The organism is Methylomonas koyamae, assembly GCF_019669905.1.
Taxonomy (GTDB): domain Bacteria; phylum Pseudomonadota; class Gammaproteobacteria; order Methylococcales; family Methylomonadaceae; genus Methylomonas; species Methylomonas koyamae.
In genome coordinates, this window is the sequence record NZ_AP019777.1 from 694,946 (window position 1) to 710,259 (window position 15,314).

Below are 15,314 nucleotides of genomic sequence, written 5' to 3' on the forward strand. Positions count from 1 at the left end.
TTCGCCCTAGGTGGGCGCACTCCACGCCGGTTTCGGCGTGAACACCAATAGGTTGAGCAAGCGCGTCAGGTTGTAGGCGGCAAAGCAAAACAAGGCCTGACCTGCGACTTTGGCTAAGCCGATGTGGCGGGTTTTACGCAGGCCCCCGACGGTCTTGATCCAGCCGAAGGCTTCTTCGACGATTTTGCGGCGCTTGAGGCTTTGAGCGTACGCTTTGCCGCGCGCGGTGCGGCCATCGACGGCACTGCCGGTCTTTTTGCGAGCAACATGGGCTTTGATGTCTTGCGTCTTGAGTTTGTTGACGAACGCCGGTTGGTCATAGCCTTTGTCGGCACCGACGCTGCCGCCTTTGGGAACACGGCGTTTGATCATTGTTTGCGCGGCTTCGATTTCAGCGGTGCCGGTGGCTTGGGTGGTTTCGACATCGACAATCAGGCCGTTACGATTCTCGGATAGGGCATGGGTGATGTAACGCAGTTTGGCCTCGGTGTATTCGCCTTTCTTGTAAAGCCGCGCTTCGGGGTCTGTCGTGCTCTGATGCGTGGCATTGCTGCGCTTTTCGCCGCTGAAGTCGACCTCGGGATTGCGGCCGGCGGGTTTATCAGGACCGCTGCCGTCTTTCTTCACGAAGCTTTTGTGCGAGGCCCAGGCTTCGATCAGGCTGCCGTCGACACTGAAGTGTTCGTCGGACACCAGGTTTTGCCATTCGGCAATGGCCAAGACCCGCTCAAAAAACTCGCGACTCAGTGCTTCGGACAGCAGGCGCTCGCGGTTGGCGCTGAACACGCTGCGTTCCCAGACAGCATCGTCGATACCCAAACCGACAAACCAGCGAAACAGCAGGTTGTAGTCCAGCTGTTCCATCAACTGGCGTTCGCTACGAACGGTGTACAGCACTTGCAATAGCAAGGCGCGCAGCAGTTTTTCGGGCGCAATCGACGGGCGGCCAGTATGGGAGTAGCATTCGGCAAAGACCGCATCCATAGAGGCCAATACGCCATCGACGAGTAGCCGTAAACGACGCAACGGATGCTGTTTGGGAATACGGTCTTCCAGGCTAACGTAGCTGAACCAGCTATTTTGAATGGCATCGTGTCCGCGCATGGGGGGCTTCTCCAATTTAGATGCGCTATTTTACTTGTTTGCTGAGGCTATGCGCCTTGATGACTGCAGCTTTGGGAGTTTTTCACCAGCCTGTTAGGGATGTGGTCTGTTTCATGTTCGGGTTTTCGTTTGAGTTATTAATCCGGCCCTTAAATACCCGTTCCCGTTTTCGTGGGGCGTTCCATCTAGGGCTTCGACAGGCTCAGCCCGAACGGGATACCGGTAAAAATGCAGCCGGACTTTTAGGCTGCTTGGTCGTGGCCGCTTCCGCCTTACGCCGGCGCTTCGGCGGGTTCGCGGGCCTTATGGCCGACATCGTTGACGTGACGGATTTGCCCCAAATCGTCGCCTTCTATCGAAAATGCCTTGGCAAAACCCTGCACGAAACTGCCGCGTTGCGGACGGATACAGAACAGATGAAAGTCCTGCATGTTTTGTAACTGTTTCATGAATGCGCCGAATTTTTCCTCGAACAAAGCCATGATGTAGGCGAACGCTTCGGTATCGCGCTCGACTTCGCCGGCTGTACAGTGGTAGGTCACGCGCTGGCGGGCGAACAAATGCGCGGCCTTGGTTTCGTCTTCGACGAACAGCAGACAGACCTTGCCGTTGTCGAGCAGATTGCGAGTGTGGGCCGACAATTCGCTGACATAAATGTAATAGTCGCCGTCATGCCGCAGATAGGCAGCGTAGCTGGCTTCCGGCTCGCCGTCGGCGCTGACGGTGGCCAGCAATACCGAAGAGAAGCTTTGCGCCAATGCACTGTAACTTTGGCGGATTTGTTCGAGGTCTATGGTTTTGTCGTTCATGGTCTTGTCCTGTACCCGGAGACGGCCGGGCGGTTAATTAAAAATACGGTTGCCGGGCAGGGCATCGATGAATTCCCGCCACAACAGGCTCTCGCCGTCTGCCGGATCGTAATCGCCGAAAACGGCGGCGACGGTTTGGCCCGGGCGGTCGCGCAACTGCAAGCCGCGCAGCGTGTGCCGGCCGTAGCTGGTGTGGACGATGGCGGCCTCGGCCACGCCTTTTTCGTTCAGATGCAGATTGAAACCCTGGTCCAGTACGTTGAACCAGGGGTCGGTAATCCGCAGGTTCTGCACCGGACCGGTGTGCAATTGCAGCGCGCCGGCGTTGGCGGTCAGGATTTGCAACGGTAAGGCCATCCGCGCCAGTTGCTGCATCAGCTCCCGGAACTGGTGCCCGGAAACGAAGCCGGCAGCCGCTAGCGGTTTGCCGGTGCAGAGCGGCGCCAGACGCTGCCACAAATCGGGTAGCCCCTGAGCCGCAGCCCAATCGAAACCGGCCGGTTCGGCGTAAGGGATATCGGCGGCCGGCGTTTGGTCGGCGGCGGCAAATGCCTCGGCCAGCCGCCGGAAACGTTCCGCATCCGAGTGCTCGGTCAGGTAGATTTTGTGGACGGCTTCGCCGTCGGCGTCGAAGAATTGCAGGCTCCGGCGCGGACCGATCCGGCTTTGCTCGGTGGTGGCATAGCCGGAATGCCAGCGGCCGGTCAGCAGGCACAGCTCGATGTTATGCCCGGACACCAGCAGCAGCTCGCCGCACAGGTGCAGACGCTCGTATAAGCCGGTTTTTTCGTGCACGGCAACGTCGTTGCGGGTCAAAGCCATGACCGGTCCGAGCGTGCCGACCGCGTCGATCAACGCCGGCCAGTCGGGACGCAGCCTGATCGCGTTATCGCCGCAGCCGGTCGCCACCAGTTCGGCTTCGCTGACGCCCAGGGCACTCGCCGCGTCGCGCGGCCGCAGGTGCGGGTGGTCGGCTAACAAGTCGCGCCAAGCCAATTTCAGGTCGTAGGCGGCGGTTGCGTTTTGGGTTGTGGTCGTATTCAACATCATGTTCAACTCCAGTCAGTCGAGGGCGATGCCCGCCGAACGGGCATCGCGGTGGTGAGGCTTGGCGCCGCCGGCGCCAAGCGCACGCGGCGGCCTAAACCGCCAAGCCTTTTTTGCGGTTTACGCCCAACAATGCCATCAGCCCGGCGCCGAACATCCAGACGGCGGCCGGCAGCGGTACCCCGGACACCGGAGCGCTGTTCGGGCCGATATCCAGCGCGACTTGGCCCAAGCTCAAGCTGTGCTCGGCGCTGCTGAACGTGAATTGGTAGCTGGCGGCCGCTTCCGGCAAGTCCCAATAGGCCAGATAATGTTCCAGCGGCACGTTGCCGAACGAGCTGGGGTAGCTGGAGTCGTAGAAGGTCTGGCTGGTAAAGGTGGGCGCGATACCGTTCAGCAGGATGCTGGCATAGTCGGCCAGCGTGCCGACGGTCTCGAACTGCAGTACCGCCCGCAGCGGCCCGGAAGCGACGCTGCCGACAATGTTGGCGGCAAACTGTTCGATCACGCTGAAACTGTACAAATTGCCGGAGCCGGCGGCGAAGGTGCCGGAATTCCAGCTCAGATAAGCGTCGCTGGCGCCGGCGCTGCCGACATCGGGTGCCGCGGTGCGGGTTCCCGGATAGCTACTGTCGACGAAGGTGTCCCATTCGGCGTACAAGGTGCCGGTATCGCCGCGGCTCCAGCCGCCCCAGGCCGCTTCGTGCGGCGCGTCGAAGCCTTTGCCGGCCGCGTAAGGGTCGGGGCCGTTGGTCAAGTCGGCGCGGGCAATGCCGGATGCGGCCATCAGGCCGGCGATCAAAGTCAGTCGGTAAGTTTTGTTCATGGTTTTTCCTCTGTTAATGGATTTGGCTCAGCTCTTCGCCGTGAAGACGCTGCGCCGGGTTAGGTCAGCTATCGTTTCCGCCGCTTCGGCACCTCGCCGGCGGTCCGCCCCGGCCTATGGCCGCGGCGGTGGCGGATGAATAAATTCATGGCGGTTGGGCCGGGCCGCGTTCGGAGGCCGGAGCCAGCGCGTCGCGCGGCGGTACGTCGACCACGTAGCGGTACTGCTTGCCGCAGTAAATGATCACTTCCTTCTGGCCGCGCTTGAGTAGGCGTATTTCGACGCGCAAGTCGCCGAAACCGTCGTGGCGCAACAAGTCGTCGAATAGCGCTTCCAGTTGTTTTTTGGGGGCACCGGGCCGGAAATTGCGTTGCATGTTGGCCTCCGTCAGTAAGCGATTTTCAGCGTCACGCCCAGGTTGCGGCCGGGCCGGGAATAGCGGTCGCGGATGTCGGCATTGGCGAACGGACCCAGATTCCGGTGCGGATTGCTTTCCTGGGTGTCCACGTCTTCCCAATCGATATAGCGGCTGTCGAACACGTTGAACACGCCCAGATTCAGGCTGATGTGGCGGTTAACGTTGTAATAGGCGTTGAAATCGACGATGCCGTAGCCGCTGGTCAGATAAATCGCATCGTCCGGCGCGGTGTTGCGCTGTTTCGGGCCGACCAGGGTCAGAATCAATTCCGAGCCCCAGTCGCCGCTCGGCTGGTCGTAACGCAGGCCAAGCACGCCCTTCATCGGGCTGATTTTGCGCAAGACGACGTCGTCGGTGCGGCCGCTGCGCAGGTTGAGGCCGGCGATATACGAGCCGCTCCACATCAGGCTGGCGCCGGCCAGTTGCGGCCACGCCCAATCCAGGAAAAACCGGCCTTTGATTTCGATGCCTTGCATCCGGATCGGATCCGGGCTGTTGACGGTCTGGAAGGTCAGGTATTCGCAATCGCCGCTGGCCAGCGGATTGCACACGGTGGCGTCGTACATAAAGCGGTCGTAGTCGTTGCGGAACAACGTCAAGTCGAACTGGCCGGCGTCGCCTTGTCCGCGCAAGCCGACTTCGGCGCCGACGCTGGTTTCAGGTTGCAACGCCAGATTCGGCACGCTGGCGTAACCGAACGCGGCATTGGTGAAACCCAGATTGCTGTCGCTGAAATTCGGACCGCGGAAACCGTGCGCATATTGGCCGTGCAGCGTCAGTCGGTCGGTCAGGTGCAGTAGCGCGCCGAACTTGGGTAAAAAGGCATTGGCGTCCTTCACGGCCGGGACGATGTCGGCCGCCGCTTTTTCGAACAGGTAGTCGCTTTGCGGCAGCAGCCGGTAATATTCCCAACGCCCGCCCGGTACCAGTTCGATGCGGCGGTCGAACAGGGCGATGTTGTCTTGCAGGTAAGCCCCGGCTTTGGTCACGGTACTGAGCGGAAAATCGCGTACCGGAAATTCGTCGGGCAAAATCTCTTTGGTGACGGTGCCCAGTCCTTGCCGGCATTCCGGCGTCGGCCCGCCTATCGGTGCGGTCAGTTTGCCGGTCAGGCAAGTCAGGGTGCCGTCGCGTAGTTGGGCGACGCTGTTTTTGCTGATTTGGCCGCCGTATTGCAGATCGTGTTCGCTACCGGCAAAGCCGAAATGTTTGTCCAGCCGCAGTTGGCCGCCGAAATCCCGGTTGTCGAAGTCGAAAATCCGTTCGACCAGCACCCGGCCGTTGGCGTTGGAACGGCGGTCCTGGTTGGTTATTTGCCGGGTGGCCGACTGTTGCGTGTAAAACTGCCAGTAGGCTTGATCGAACAGCGGCGCATCCAGCCCTTTCAAGGTATGGTCCAGCGACAGGCGCCAGCGCAATTGGCTGTCGTCGGTCAACATGCTGTTGACGAAACGGCCGCTGATGTCCAAATCCCGGGCGTAAAGCGCATCGAAATCGGAGGCTTTGTGCATCCACTCTCCGGTAAGCCGCAACAAGTTGGCGTCGCTGAAGCGGTACAGCAATTTGGCCAGCAGGTTGTAGCCTTGGTTATCCTGCGGACTGGGTAGGGTGCGGGTGCCGTTCAGCGTATTCAGGCCGCCCTGGTTGTCGGTCTCGTTGCTGTGGCTGTGGTTGAACACGGCCAGGCCTTCCCAGCCGCCCAGCACGCCGGCGGCGGTTGCGGTTTGGGTGAAATTGTTGTCGGTCGTGTTGTAATGCAGTTTCAGGCCGGTGTAATAGTCGTGGCCGAACACCTGCAAGTAGTCTTGCGGGTCCTTGGTGACGAAATTGACGGTACCGCCCAACGCGTCGCCGCCGTAAGCGGCCGGGCCGGCGCCGCGGACGATGTCGACCTGTTTCAAGGCGTCCATATCCACCGCGTTGCGGGTCGAGTTGGCGAACGAGCCGATGCTGAAGCTGTCCGGCAAACGTACGCCGTCGATCTGCATCAACACCCGGTTGCCGCCCAGGCCGCGTATGGTGAAGCCGGTCGAGCCGAAGCGATGCGGGTCGCTGCCGACGTTGACGCCGGGCTCGTAACGAATCAAATCCTTGATGTCGCGCACCATGCGTTGTTCGATGGTTTTTTCGTCTATCGTCGATTGGGTGCCCGGCGGCGCGGCGGCCGGTTTGTCGGCTTGAGCTTTGACCGTGACGGTTTCAAGTTCCAGGTCCTCGGGCATTTCAACCACCTCGGGTTCGGCAGCCAAGGCCGTGCCGGCCAGCCAGCACAGCAGCGCGCAAAACAGAGCGCGCCGGCAAGTGCCGGGTTGTCCGGAGCAGGCCGCATCGGGGCAGCGCTGCGGAGCAATTGATAAATAAAACGGTTGGGTTGCCATGGCATACAGTAGTTACTGCTGGCTGCCTTGCACGACGGCTAGGGGGCTGGCGGGTTAATGCAATTTGTAATTCGTTCCGGCTATACGACGGTGGCCAGGGTTTGGCTCCCGAATAGGGTGACTTCCTTGTCGGCCGACGAATCCTTGTCGGTATCCTTTGCCGCGGCCGGTGCCGGGCAGATCGGCGCGGCGGCCGGCGGCGTTGCCGTCAATGCTCGGTTATCTGCCGGATCGGGCCGGCGGTTTGGGTTCGGTTGGGACATGGGTGCTCCAGGTTAGCAATGTCTTTAAAGTCATGGCTACCTGGCGGGAGGCTGGGTGGCGGGTTTATTTGCAGCCGGCTCCAACGGCCTGGCTTGCTCTAGCTCGACCGGTTTTGGGCAGTCCGGCGGCGAGGGGATTATTTGCACAATCTCCCCAACCCCTCTTTTCCAAAGAGGGGCGTGAAAATCATATCGCTTAACTTAACGGGATTGGTCCAACACCTGGCCCCTCAGCCAGACATACCAAAACCGGTTTGGGTTATTTCCTGCAATGCCGTCGGCATTTCCCGAGCCGGCGGGAATTCAGGCCGGTAAATCCGGCCTTGCCAATAGGCAAAGGCCGGCAATCAGCGAACTATTTTGTATCCGGCTCCGAGACAAAGCCGATTTTGCTGACGCCGGCGTTCGCGGCGTCGGCCAGGGTTTCGGCGATAAAGTGGTAAGCCACGTTGCGGTCGGCGCGAATGTGCACTTCCGGGCCGTCGGCTTGTTGGCCCAAGGGCTGCAAACGTTGTTGCAACTGTTCGCGGCTGACGGCGTCTTGGTTCCAGAACAAATGGCCGTCGCCGTCTATCGCCAGATTGACCGGTTCCACCGCCGGCGCCGGTTGCACTTGGCTGCTGGCCTTGGGCAGATCGATTTTGACGCTGTGGGTCATCATCGGTGCGGTAATCATGAAGATCACCAACAGCACCAACATCACGTCGATCAGCGGGATCATATTGATTTCGGCCATCGCATGGCCGCCGGCTTTGTTTTGGTCGAAATTTCCGAAGGCCATTATTCCGCTCCTACGCTGACCAGCGTCAGTTTTTGCGCCGGATTGGCCGGTGCGGCGCTCGGTTCGATGGCCGAGCCGGTGGTCAGGAACGCGAACAAGTCGTGGGCGAAGGCGTCGAGTTGCGCCAGCAGCACCCGGTTGGATCGCACGCAATCGTTGTAAGCCAGTACCGCCGGGATCGCCACGGCGAGACCTAAGCCGGTCATGATCAGCGCTTCGCCGACCGGGCCGGCGATTTGTTCCAGCGAACCCTGGCCGCTTTGGCCGATGCCGATCAAGGCGTGGTAGACGCCCCAGACGGTGCCGAACAGGCCGATGAACGGGGCGGTGCTGGCGACCGAAGCCAACACGGTCAGGCCCCATTCCAATTTAGCGGTTTCTTCGTCGATGACCCGGCGGATCGCCCGGGTCAGGAACTCGCCGGCCGAACCCGCTTCCTGCAGGCGTTGCGTGCCGTGCTTGGCATGGTGGCGGCTGGCGTTGATGGCGTGGTAGGTCAGATGCGAAAACGGTTCTTCGTCGCGGTGCTGGTGCAGCGATTGGGCCACTTCGTCCAACGAGGCGGCATTCCAGAATTCGCTGAGGAATTGGCTGCTGCGCCGCCGCGCCAACCGGCCTTGCCAAGCTTTGACGGCGATGAAATACCAGCTGGTGACCGACATCAGCAACAGTAGGCCGAACAGAATTTGGCCGACGGCGTCGCTTTGCGACAGAAAATGGCTGAGGTTTTGATTGAATGACATGGCTTTATCCTTCGAGGCTGAATGAAATCGGTACCACCACCCAGGCGGCGACGGCTTGTTCGGCGCGTTTGGCCGGCACGAAACGCCATTTTTTGACGGTTTCCTGCGCGGCGGCGTCCAAGCGTTCGTAACCGCTGGATTTGCGCAACGCGACTTGTTCGACGTTACCTTCGACGTTAACCAGCACCCGCAAATACACTTTGCCTTGTTCGCCCAGTTGGCGCGAAATCGACGGGTAGGCCGGCGGCGGGTTGTTCAGGTAGTCGGCGTTCAGGTTGGGTAGCGTCAAGGGCGCCTGATTGCCGTCCGCTTCGCTGCTTTTGGCGGGTGCCGGTGCGGCTTCCGCGCTAGCGGCGGCGGCTGGTGCCGGAGGCGCGGGGGCAGGCGCCGGTTCGGCCGGAACGCTGATCGGCGATGCGGTTTCGCTACGCGTAGCCAGTACCGGTTTGGGGTTGGCGACCTGCGGCAACGGTTTGGTTTTGGGTTTGGCCGTTTTCGGTTTGGGCTGGGCGGCGGCTGGCGGCGGAGCCGGCGTAGGGGCTTTGGCTGCCGGCGCGGCGATCCAATTCACCATGATGGCCTGCGGCGGCGTGATTTTGGCTTCGGGCTGGCTGTCCGGAATCAGGCAGAGTCCGGCAATGTGCAACGCCACCACCAAACCCAAACCGAGCCAATGGCCGGATGTCGACGGTTGCGGCTGCGAACCGGCACGGCGGAATGCGGGTTGCCGTTGCGGACTGGTTGCTACGGCGATGGCTTGTAGAAAACACAGATTGACGGTCATGGTGCCTCGGCTGTTGCGTGGATGGTTTAACGCTTGGCTGGCTACCGACGGGTTGGCTGGCTATGCGGAACTACGGTTTATTTGGTCAAAATCAATTTGCCGTTGCTGGTGATGCGTAAGCGATATTCTTCGCCTTGGTGTTCGATAATCACTTCGCTCTGCGCGGCGAACAGCTCGCGGGTACTGATGCGCGGGCGGTTGGCGACGTTTACGGTGTTTCGAACCTCTTTGTTTTTTTCGTTAAAGTCATTCATAACGGGACTCAGTGGTAAGCGGCGGTCGGCCGCTGTTGCTGCCTGTGGGCGATCAATTGTTGGGTTACTCCTTGCCAATGCATCAGTAGTTGTTGGTAAAGCTCGCGGCTGTCCGGCCGCGTGTCCAATTGCGGGTGGCTTAACAAATGGCCTAGTTGGCTGACGATTTGCTGCGACAATTTCGGGCAGTGCCGGCCGTTGATGAACTGGGTCATCAACAGGCAGGTCGTCGCATGCAACCGGGTCAATTCCACTTGCGATCCCACCGCGGTTTCGGCTTCGTCCATAGAGACCTCGTTGTCAGGGTGCTAACCCGGCGGCCGCTTTACTTCCAATAAAGTCGCCGGATTAACGGGCTTAAAAAACCGCATTCTCCAAGCCAGACTGAAGATGCGGAGATGCCGGCGCGAGAGAAGCAACGGCATTTGATACAAATGATAATGATTCGCAATTATAAGTCAAGCAAAAATATACGCCGCTCCTTCGGCTTGAGCCGGCTTCGGCCGAAAACCGTTCGCGTGTGACGGTATCGAGCGGTGGGTGCGGTGAAATTGGCGGAGCTTTCCAGGCGGGGTGGGGTGCGGGCGGGTAGAAACCGGAGTTTGAAGCAAGTCCGGCTCGGATCGGAGCTCGGCCATTGTCCGGGCGCCGCTCGATTCGGCCTGTAGCCGCCGTTCGGCGGCTGCGGTGCTGGGGCTGATGCCGCGGGCTCCGGGCAAACCGAGGCCGCAGATTTGGGTTTAATCCGGTTTGCCGGCCGCGGCCGGATCTAACAAGTCTCCGAGCTTGTTAGCTAAAGTTTGCTCAGTAAATCAGTCATGGGCATGTACAAGCCGGTTGGTTAAGCTGAGCCGACCGAGCAGAGTTGAAACCATCGGTTCCCAACAGCGTGCAACTGTCTTCATCAAACCAGCAAGGCGGCATTTACCTTTGCCGTGGGCTGTATGCTGCTCGGGGTGCGCTTGCTGCGCTGACTACGAACGGCTTACCGTTCAATCAAACCCCGCATCTTGATTGGCAAAACTGCTAGGGCGGTTGTGCCGCCGGTGCTAACCTGCCGCCATCATGGCTTGCAGGATTTTTTACGATGAACGACATTCGCGACCCGGTTTACGCGCGTCTGCTCAAGGCGGCGCTGGACTGTTTCCTTGCCGACGAATACCACAAGGTCACCACCCGCGCCATCGCCGACCAGGCGGGCGTCAACGTCTCGATGATCCGCTATTACTTCGGCAACAAGGAAGGCCTTTACGAAGAAATGATACGCGAGACGCTCAAGCCCCTCTTGGATATGCTCGACAGCGACACGCTGTCCGAGGCCTGCGGTTTCGCCGACTATCTGCGCCTGTATTACGACACCATGCGCAAGCATCCCGAATTCCCCAAGCTCATCCTCAAGGTGCTGGCCCTCAACCACGGGCCGGGCCGGCGTTTCATCCTGCAATTGCTGGAGCGCGGCCGTAGCGGCGGCGCGCGGCGGTTGGAACAGTTGAAGGCCAGCGGCCAGGTCGATCAGGCGATCAATCCCGACGTGGCGCGCATGGCCTTCGTCAGCCTTGCGATGATGCCGATGCTGCTGAAGGATATTTTCGAAGAACAGATGGGCGGACAGATGGATGAGGCCTTCCTCAATGAACTCGCCACGCTCAACGGCAAACTATTGGCGGCTAGCATGGCTGCCACGCTAGCGGGGATATGACATGACATTACAAAAGAACGCCGGCGCGGTACGCCGTTTCATCAGACTCGCCAGATTCGGCGCCTGGCTGCAAAATCTGCCCAACAAAATCGTGCCGCCGCCGTTCCGCCTGATGCAGATCGGTTCGGCCTTCTGGCAATCGCGGGCGTTGTATGTCGCCGTGCGGCTGGACATCGCCGGGGCGCTGGCCGACGCTGAATTGAGCATCGAAACCCTGGCCGAACGCGTCGCTGCCGACGCCGATGCGCTCTACCGCTTGCTGCGCATGCTGGTTGCGATGGGCGTGTTCGAGGAAGCGGCTGACAAGCGCTTTAAAAACAACAAGCTTTCGTCTTACTTGCGCCTGGACCATCCCAACAGCGTGCGGGCAATGGTGCTGATGCACAATTCGCCGGAAATGGGCCGGCCTTGGTTCGAACAATTGGAGCAGGGCGTGCGCAACGGCGGCGTGCCTTTCGAGTTGGCGCACGGGCAGGCTTTTTACGATTACCTGGACGCAAACCCGGAATTCGATGCGCTGTTCGCGCAGGCCATGGATAGCGTGGAAGCCTTGGCCGGCGACAGCTTTGTTACCGATTTCGACTGGTCGCGCTTCGAGCGCATCATCGACGTCGGCGGCTCCAAGGGCGCAAAATCTCTCGCGATCCTCAAACGCCATCCGCGGCTCAAGGCACTGGTGGCCGACCGCGAACAAGTCATTCGCGGCGCGGCGCAGTTTTGGAAAGACCAGGGCGAGGGCGCCGCTCTGCAACGCATGAGCTTCGAAGCCTATGACCTGCTGCAAGCCGTGCCCAAGGTGCACAGCGACAAGGACATTTACCTGCTGAGCGCCGTGCTGCATGGCTTCGACGACGATACCTGCATCGCCGCTTTATCAAACGTGGCGGAAGCCGCCTCAGGCCGTGATGCGACTATCGCCGTGATGGAGATGGTGATGCCGGACAACCGGGCCGACCAAAGCACGGCCTCGTTTGACATGCAGATGTGCGTCAACACCCGCGGCCGCGAAAGGACGCTGGCCGAATGGCGGCGGCTGATCGATGTCAGCGGGTTGGTTCTTCAGGAGGTGGTGGGCTTGCAGACGTTCGGAAAAATACTGGTGCTGCGGGCGGCCCACTGCACCGGTGAAATGGTCTAATAACCCCGGACACTTCTAAAGGCAGAATTTATATTGCTAGTAGAGGTGACCATGAGTAACGACAAAAAACACAACCGCCCCAAATACAGCCTGGAGTTCAAGCAAGATGCCGCCAAGTTGGTTCTGGAAAAAGCAAGTAGCCTCGATGGAATCGAGGATTCGAAGGCCAACACCCTTAAAATTTGCCGAGACTAGTCTGATGACGGATGGTCGACACCCTCGATTCCGCTAACGCTGCATCGAGGCTACGCAAGACCAGCTCCCGTCGTGCAATCATAAACACTACCAGGCGGCTATCCATTCCACTGCGGTCACTGAAGCCAAAGCGCCATGGTCAGCTATTGGCCGATTCAAGCCATCAAATTCTCGCTGGGTTTGTATCGGAACTGTTGGCGGCTTTGTGATTGAGAGATTCAAACTGAGTCGCGTCATGGATGAAACGCTACGCGAAGCCTGTTTGAAAACCGAGTCGCGGACCGACAACCGCGATAGTTTTCACTGCTTGTCCTCGGCAACTGCTCCATGTGTCGCTCTACCTCCTGCATCGTTGCAGTCGAAAGAAAAGTATCCAAAGAAAAGACACCCCGTTGCCGATTATTCTCTGCGTGCCGAAGGCTATGAACGGGTTTTCCGCAGGGGCTTCCCAGCCGCTACGGAAAACGCGCGGCAGCCCTGCCGCGCCCCTGACGGGCAAGTCGCTAGGTATATCCGTGTACCTCGCCCTTAGGAGGTGTGCATGCAAATCGGCTGTCCTGCCGATTTGGCTGTTCCAGCCCTTCGGTGCTCGGCGCGGCAGCGGGGATAAAACCCAGTCTTATTTGCTGCGCGGTAAGGTTGTTTGCGGTTTTTTCTGTGCTTTTTTTGCCGTTTGGCTATTAACCAGGCCCTTAAATTCCCTGGAGTCGTCATTCCCGTTAAGGCGGGAATCCACTTTAGCTGCTGGGCTCGTGCCTTCGCGGGAGCGGCGATATTTAAGGGCCGGGTTAATAAAACAACAAACCTCTATTGTCGGAAAACTGCTGCCCGCAAAAAAAGCCCCGGAATTCCGGGGCAAAAGCTTGCAGGTAGGTGCAGTTAGTAGTCGTCCATGCCGCCGGCCGGCATTACCGGTTTGTCCTGCTTGGGCAGTTCGGCGACCATGACTTCGGTGGTCAGCATCAGACCGGCGATCGACGCGGCGTTTTGCAGCGCGCAGCGGGTGACCTTGGTCGGGTCGAGGATGCCCATCGCGATCATGTCGCCGTACTCGCCGGTCGCGGCGTTGTAGCCGTAGCTGCCTGAGCCGGATTGAACCTGAGCCAGCACCACCGAGGCTTCGTCGCCGGCGTTGGTGACGATCTGGCGCAGCGGTTCTTCGATGGCCCGGCGCAGAATACCGATACCGACGTTGCGGTCGGCGTTGTCGCCTTTCAGCTCTTTCAAGGCGGCTTGGGCGCGGATCAAGGCCACGCCGCCGCCCGGCACGATGCCTTCCTCGACCGCGGCGCGAGTGGCGTGCAGCGCGTCCTCGACGCGGGCTTTTTTCTCCTTCATTTCCACTTCGGTGGCCGCGCCGACCTTGATCACGGCGACGCCGCCGGACAATTTGGCGACGCGTTCCTGCAGTTTTTCCTTGTCGTAGCTGGAGCTGGTTTCCTCGATTTGCTTACGCAACTGCTCGACGCGGGCCTTGATGTCATCGCCACTACCGGCGCCATCGACGATGATGGTGTTTTCTTTCGAAACCTGGACTTTTTTCGCGGTGCCTAGTTGTTCCAGTTCGGCTTTTTCCAGGCTGAAGCCCAGTTCCTCGGTGATCACCGTGCCGCCGGTCAGAATCGCCATGTCTTCCAACATCGCTTTGCGGCGGTCGCCGAAGCCCGGCGCTTTGACCGCGCAGACTTTGAGAATGCCACGCAAGGTGTTGACGACTAAGGTCGCCAGCGCTTCTCCTTCGACATCTTCGGCGACGATCAGCAACGAGCGGCCGGCTTTGGAGACTTTTTCCAACAGCGGGATCAGGTCGCGGATGTTCGAGATTTTCTTGTCGTGCAGCAGAATGTAAGGGTTTTCCAGTTCGGCGGTCATGCCTTCCTTCTGGTTGGCAAAGTAAGGCGAAATGTAACCGCGGTCGAACTGCATGCCTTCCACCACCTCCAGCTCGTTGTGCATGCTGGAGCCTTCCTCGACGGTAATCACGCCTTCCTTGCCGACCTTGTCCATCGCGTCGGCGATGATTTGGCCGAAGGCTTCATCCGAGTTGGCGGAAATGGTGCCGACCTGGGCAATGGCTTTGCTGTCGGTGCAGGGCTTGGACAGTTTTTTCAATTCCTCGACCGCGACGCTAACGGCTTGGTCGATGCCGCGCTTGATGTCCATCGGATTGGCGCCGGCCGAGACCGATTTCAAACCTTCGCGGACGATGGCTTGCGCCAGCACGGTAGCGGTGGTGGTGCCGTCGCCGGCGACGTCGGAGGTTTTGGACGACACTTCCTTGACCATTTGCGCGCCCATGTTCTCGAACTTGCCTTTCAGCTCGATTTCCTTGGCGACGGAGACGCCGTCCTTGGTCACGGTCGGTGCGCCGAAACTGCGTTCCAGCACCACGTTGCGGCCTTTGGGGCCTAGAGTTTGTTTTACCGCATCGGCAAGAATATTTACCCCCGCCAGCATGCGGTGGCGGGCTTCGTCGGCAAATAACACTTCTTTTGCAGCCATAAATGCTTTTCCTCCAAAAACACTTAAATCAGGATTTCAAAAACAATGCGCTTGGAAAATCAAGCGTCCAACAGGCCGAGGATTTCGTCCTCGCGCACCACGACATGCTCGACGCCGTTGATTTTGACTTCGTTGCCGGCGTGCTTGCCGATCAACACCCGGTCGCCGGCCTTGACCGCCAGCGGCCGCAGTTGGCCGTTATCCAGCGGTTTGCCGGTGCCGACGGCGATCACTTCGGCGGAGATGGGTTTTTCCTTGGCGTTATCCGGAATCACGATGCCGCCGGGCGTGGTGGTCTCGCTTTCCAGACGCTTGACGACGATGCGGTCGTATAAAGGACGTATGCTCATCAGCTTATGCCTCCTTGATATTC

The 15,314-nt window shown here is 59.7% G+C and carries 17 protein-coding genes; 3 read left to right on the forward strand and 14 right to left on the reverse strand.

Going from position 1 to position 15,314, the window contains the following annotated elements; genetic code table 11:
- Positions 1–6 precede the first annotated feature (6 nt).
- From MKFW12EY_RS03390 to MKFW12EY_RS03445, 12 genes are all read right to left on the reverse strand, one after another.
- Complete coding sequence (locus MKFW12EY_RS03390) at positions 7–1,104, reverse strand: IS5 family transposase (RefSeq protein ID WP_221053058.1); 1,098 nt, start codon at positions 1,102–1,104, stop codon at positions 7–9.
- A 272-nt stretch (positions 1,105–1,376) separates the two neighbouring features.
- Entirely contained in the window at positions 1,377–1,913 is a 537-nt protein-coding gene (locus tag MKFW12EY_RS03395) for a HugZ family pyridoxamine 5'-phosphate oxidase (RefSeq protein WP_054763819.1), read from the reverse strand.
- 33 nt (positions 1,914–1,946) lie between these two features.
- Complete coding sequence (locus MKFW12EY_RS03400; RefSeq protein WP_221054010.1) at positions 1,947–2,963, reverse strand: ChuX/HutX family heme-like substrate-binding protein; 1,017 nt, start codon at positions 2,961–2,963, stop codon at positions 1,947–1,949.
- A gap of 91 nt (positions 2,964–3,054) precedes the next feature.
- Positions 3,055–3,786: a VPLPA-CTERM sorting domain-containing protein gene (locus tag MKFW12EY_RS03405; RefSeq protein WP_221054011.1), complete on the reverse strand. Its 732-nt coding sequence runs from the start codon at positions 3,784–3,786 to the stop codon at positions 3,055–3,057.
- A gap of 145 nt (positions 3,787–3,931) precedes the next feature.
- Entirely contained in the window at positions 3,932–4,162 is a 231-nt protein-coding gene (locus MKFW12EY_RS03410) for a hypothetical protein (protein WP_054763632.1), read from the reverse strand.
- An 11-nt stretch (positions 4,163–4,173) separates the two neighbouring features.
- A complete protein-coding gene (locus MKFW12EY_RS03415; protein WP_245006426.1) occupies positions 4,174–6,582 on the reverse strand; it encodes a TonB-dependent hemoglobin/transferrin/lactoferrin family receptor in 2,409 nt (802 codons plus the stop codon).
- A gap of 80 nt (positions 6,583–6,662) precedes the next feature.
- Positions 6,663–6,845 carry a hypothetical protein gene (locus tag MKFW12EY_RS03420; protein ID WP_157199643.1) on the reverse strand — a complete coding sequence of 61 codons (183 nt, stop codon included), beginning with the start codon at positions 6,843–6,845 and terminating at the stop codon, positions 6,663–6,665.
- 355 nt (positions 6,846–7,200) lie between these two features.
- On the reverse strand, positions 7,201–7,626 hold the full coding sequence (locus MKFW12EY_RS03425; RefSeq protein ID WP_054763634.1) for an ExbD/TolR family protein: 426 nt from the start codon (positions 7,624–7,626) through the stop codon (positions 7,201–7,203).
- Positions 7,626–8,369 carry a MotA/TolQ/ExbB proton channel family protein gene (locus tag MKFW12EY_RS03430; protein ID WP_054763635.1) on the reverse strand — a complete coding sequence of 248 codons (744 nt, stop codon included), beginning with the start codon at positions 8,367–8,369 and terminating at the stop codon, positions 7,626–7,628. The genes MKFW12EY_RS03425 and MKFW12EY_RS03430 overlap by 1 nt, the downstream gene beginning before the upstream one ends.
- Before the next feature lie 4 nt (positions 8,370–8,373).
- Complete coding sequence (locus MKFW12EY_RS03435; RefSeq protein WP_221054012.1) at positions 8,374–9,153, reverse strand: energy transducer TonB; 780 nt, start codon at positions 9,151–9,153, stop codon at positions 8,374–8,376.
- 77 nt (positions 9,154–9,230) lie between these two features.
- The gene (gene hemP, locus MKFW12EY_RS03440; RefSeq protein ID WP_054763631.1) at positions 9,231–9,407 is read right to left on the reverse strand and encodes a hemin uptake protein HemP; all 177 of its coding nucleotides are present in this window, start codon (positions 9,405–9,407) and stop codon (positions 9,231–9,233) included.
- An 8-nt stretch (positions 9,408–9,415) separates the two neighbouring features.
- Positions 9,416–9,694, reverse strand: a complete 279-nt coding sequence (locus tag MKFW12EY_RS03445) for a hypothetical protein (protein WP_054763630.1) — start codon at positions 9,692–9,694, stop codon at positions 9,416–9,418.
- A gap of 800 nt (positions 9,695–10,494) precedes the next feature.
- On the opposite strand from MKFW12EY_RS03445, the gene MKFW12EY_RS03450 reads away from it, so the two are divergent.
- Genes MKFW12EY_RS03450 through MKFW12EY_RS03460 form a run of 3 tightly spaced genes read left to right on the forward strand, consistent with a single transcriptional unit; the run spans position 10,495 to position 12,439 of the window.
- Positions 10,495–11,106, forward strand: coding sequence for a TetR/AcrR family transcriptional regulator (locus MKFW12EY_RS03450; protein ID WP_054763629.1), 612 nt, complete (start codon positions 10,495–10,497; stop codon positions 11,104–11,106).
- Between the two features lies 1 nt (position 11,107).
- Positions 11,108–12,244: a methyltransferase gene (locus MKFW12EY_RS03455; protein WP_054763628.1), complete on the forward strand. Its 1,137-nt coding sequence runs from the start codon at positions 11,108–11,110 to the stop codon at positions 12,242–12,244.
- Between the two features lie 51 nt (positions 12,245–12,295).
- A complete protein-coding gene (locus MKFW12EY_RS03460; protein WP_157199642.1) occupies positions 12,296–12,439 on the forward strand; it encodes a hypothetical protein in 144 nt (47 codons plus the stop codon).
- An 879-nt stretch (positions 12,440–13,318) separates the two neighbouring features.
- Here MKFW12EY_RS03460 and groL read toward each other — a convergent pair.
- Positions 13,319–14,941, reverse strand: a complete 1,623-nt coding sequence (groL, locus tag MKFW12EY_RS03465) for a chaperonin GroEL (RefSeq protein ID WP_221054013.1) — start codon at positions 14,939–14,941, stop codon at positions 13,319–13,321.
- Positions 14,942–15,000: 59 nt separating this feature from the next.
- Positions 15,001–15,291: a co-chaperone GroES gene (locus MKFW12EY_RS03470; RefSeq protein WP_054763742.1), complete on the reverse strand. Its 291-nt coding sequence runs from the start codon at positions 15,289–15,291 to the stop codon at positions 15,001–15,003.
- Positions 15,292–15,314 lie beyond the last annotated feature (23 nt).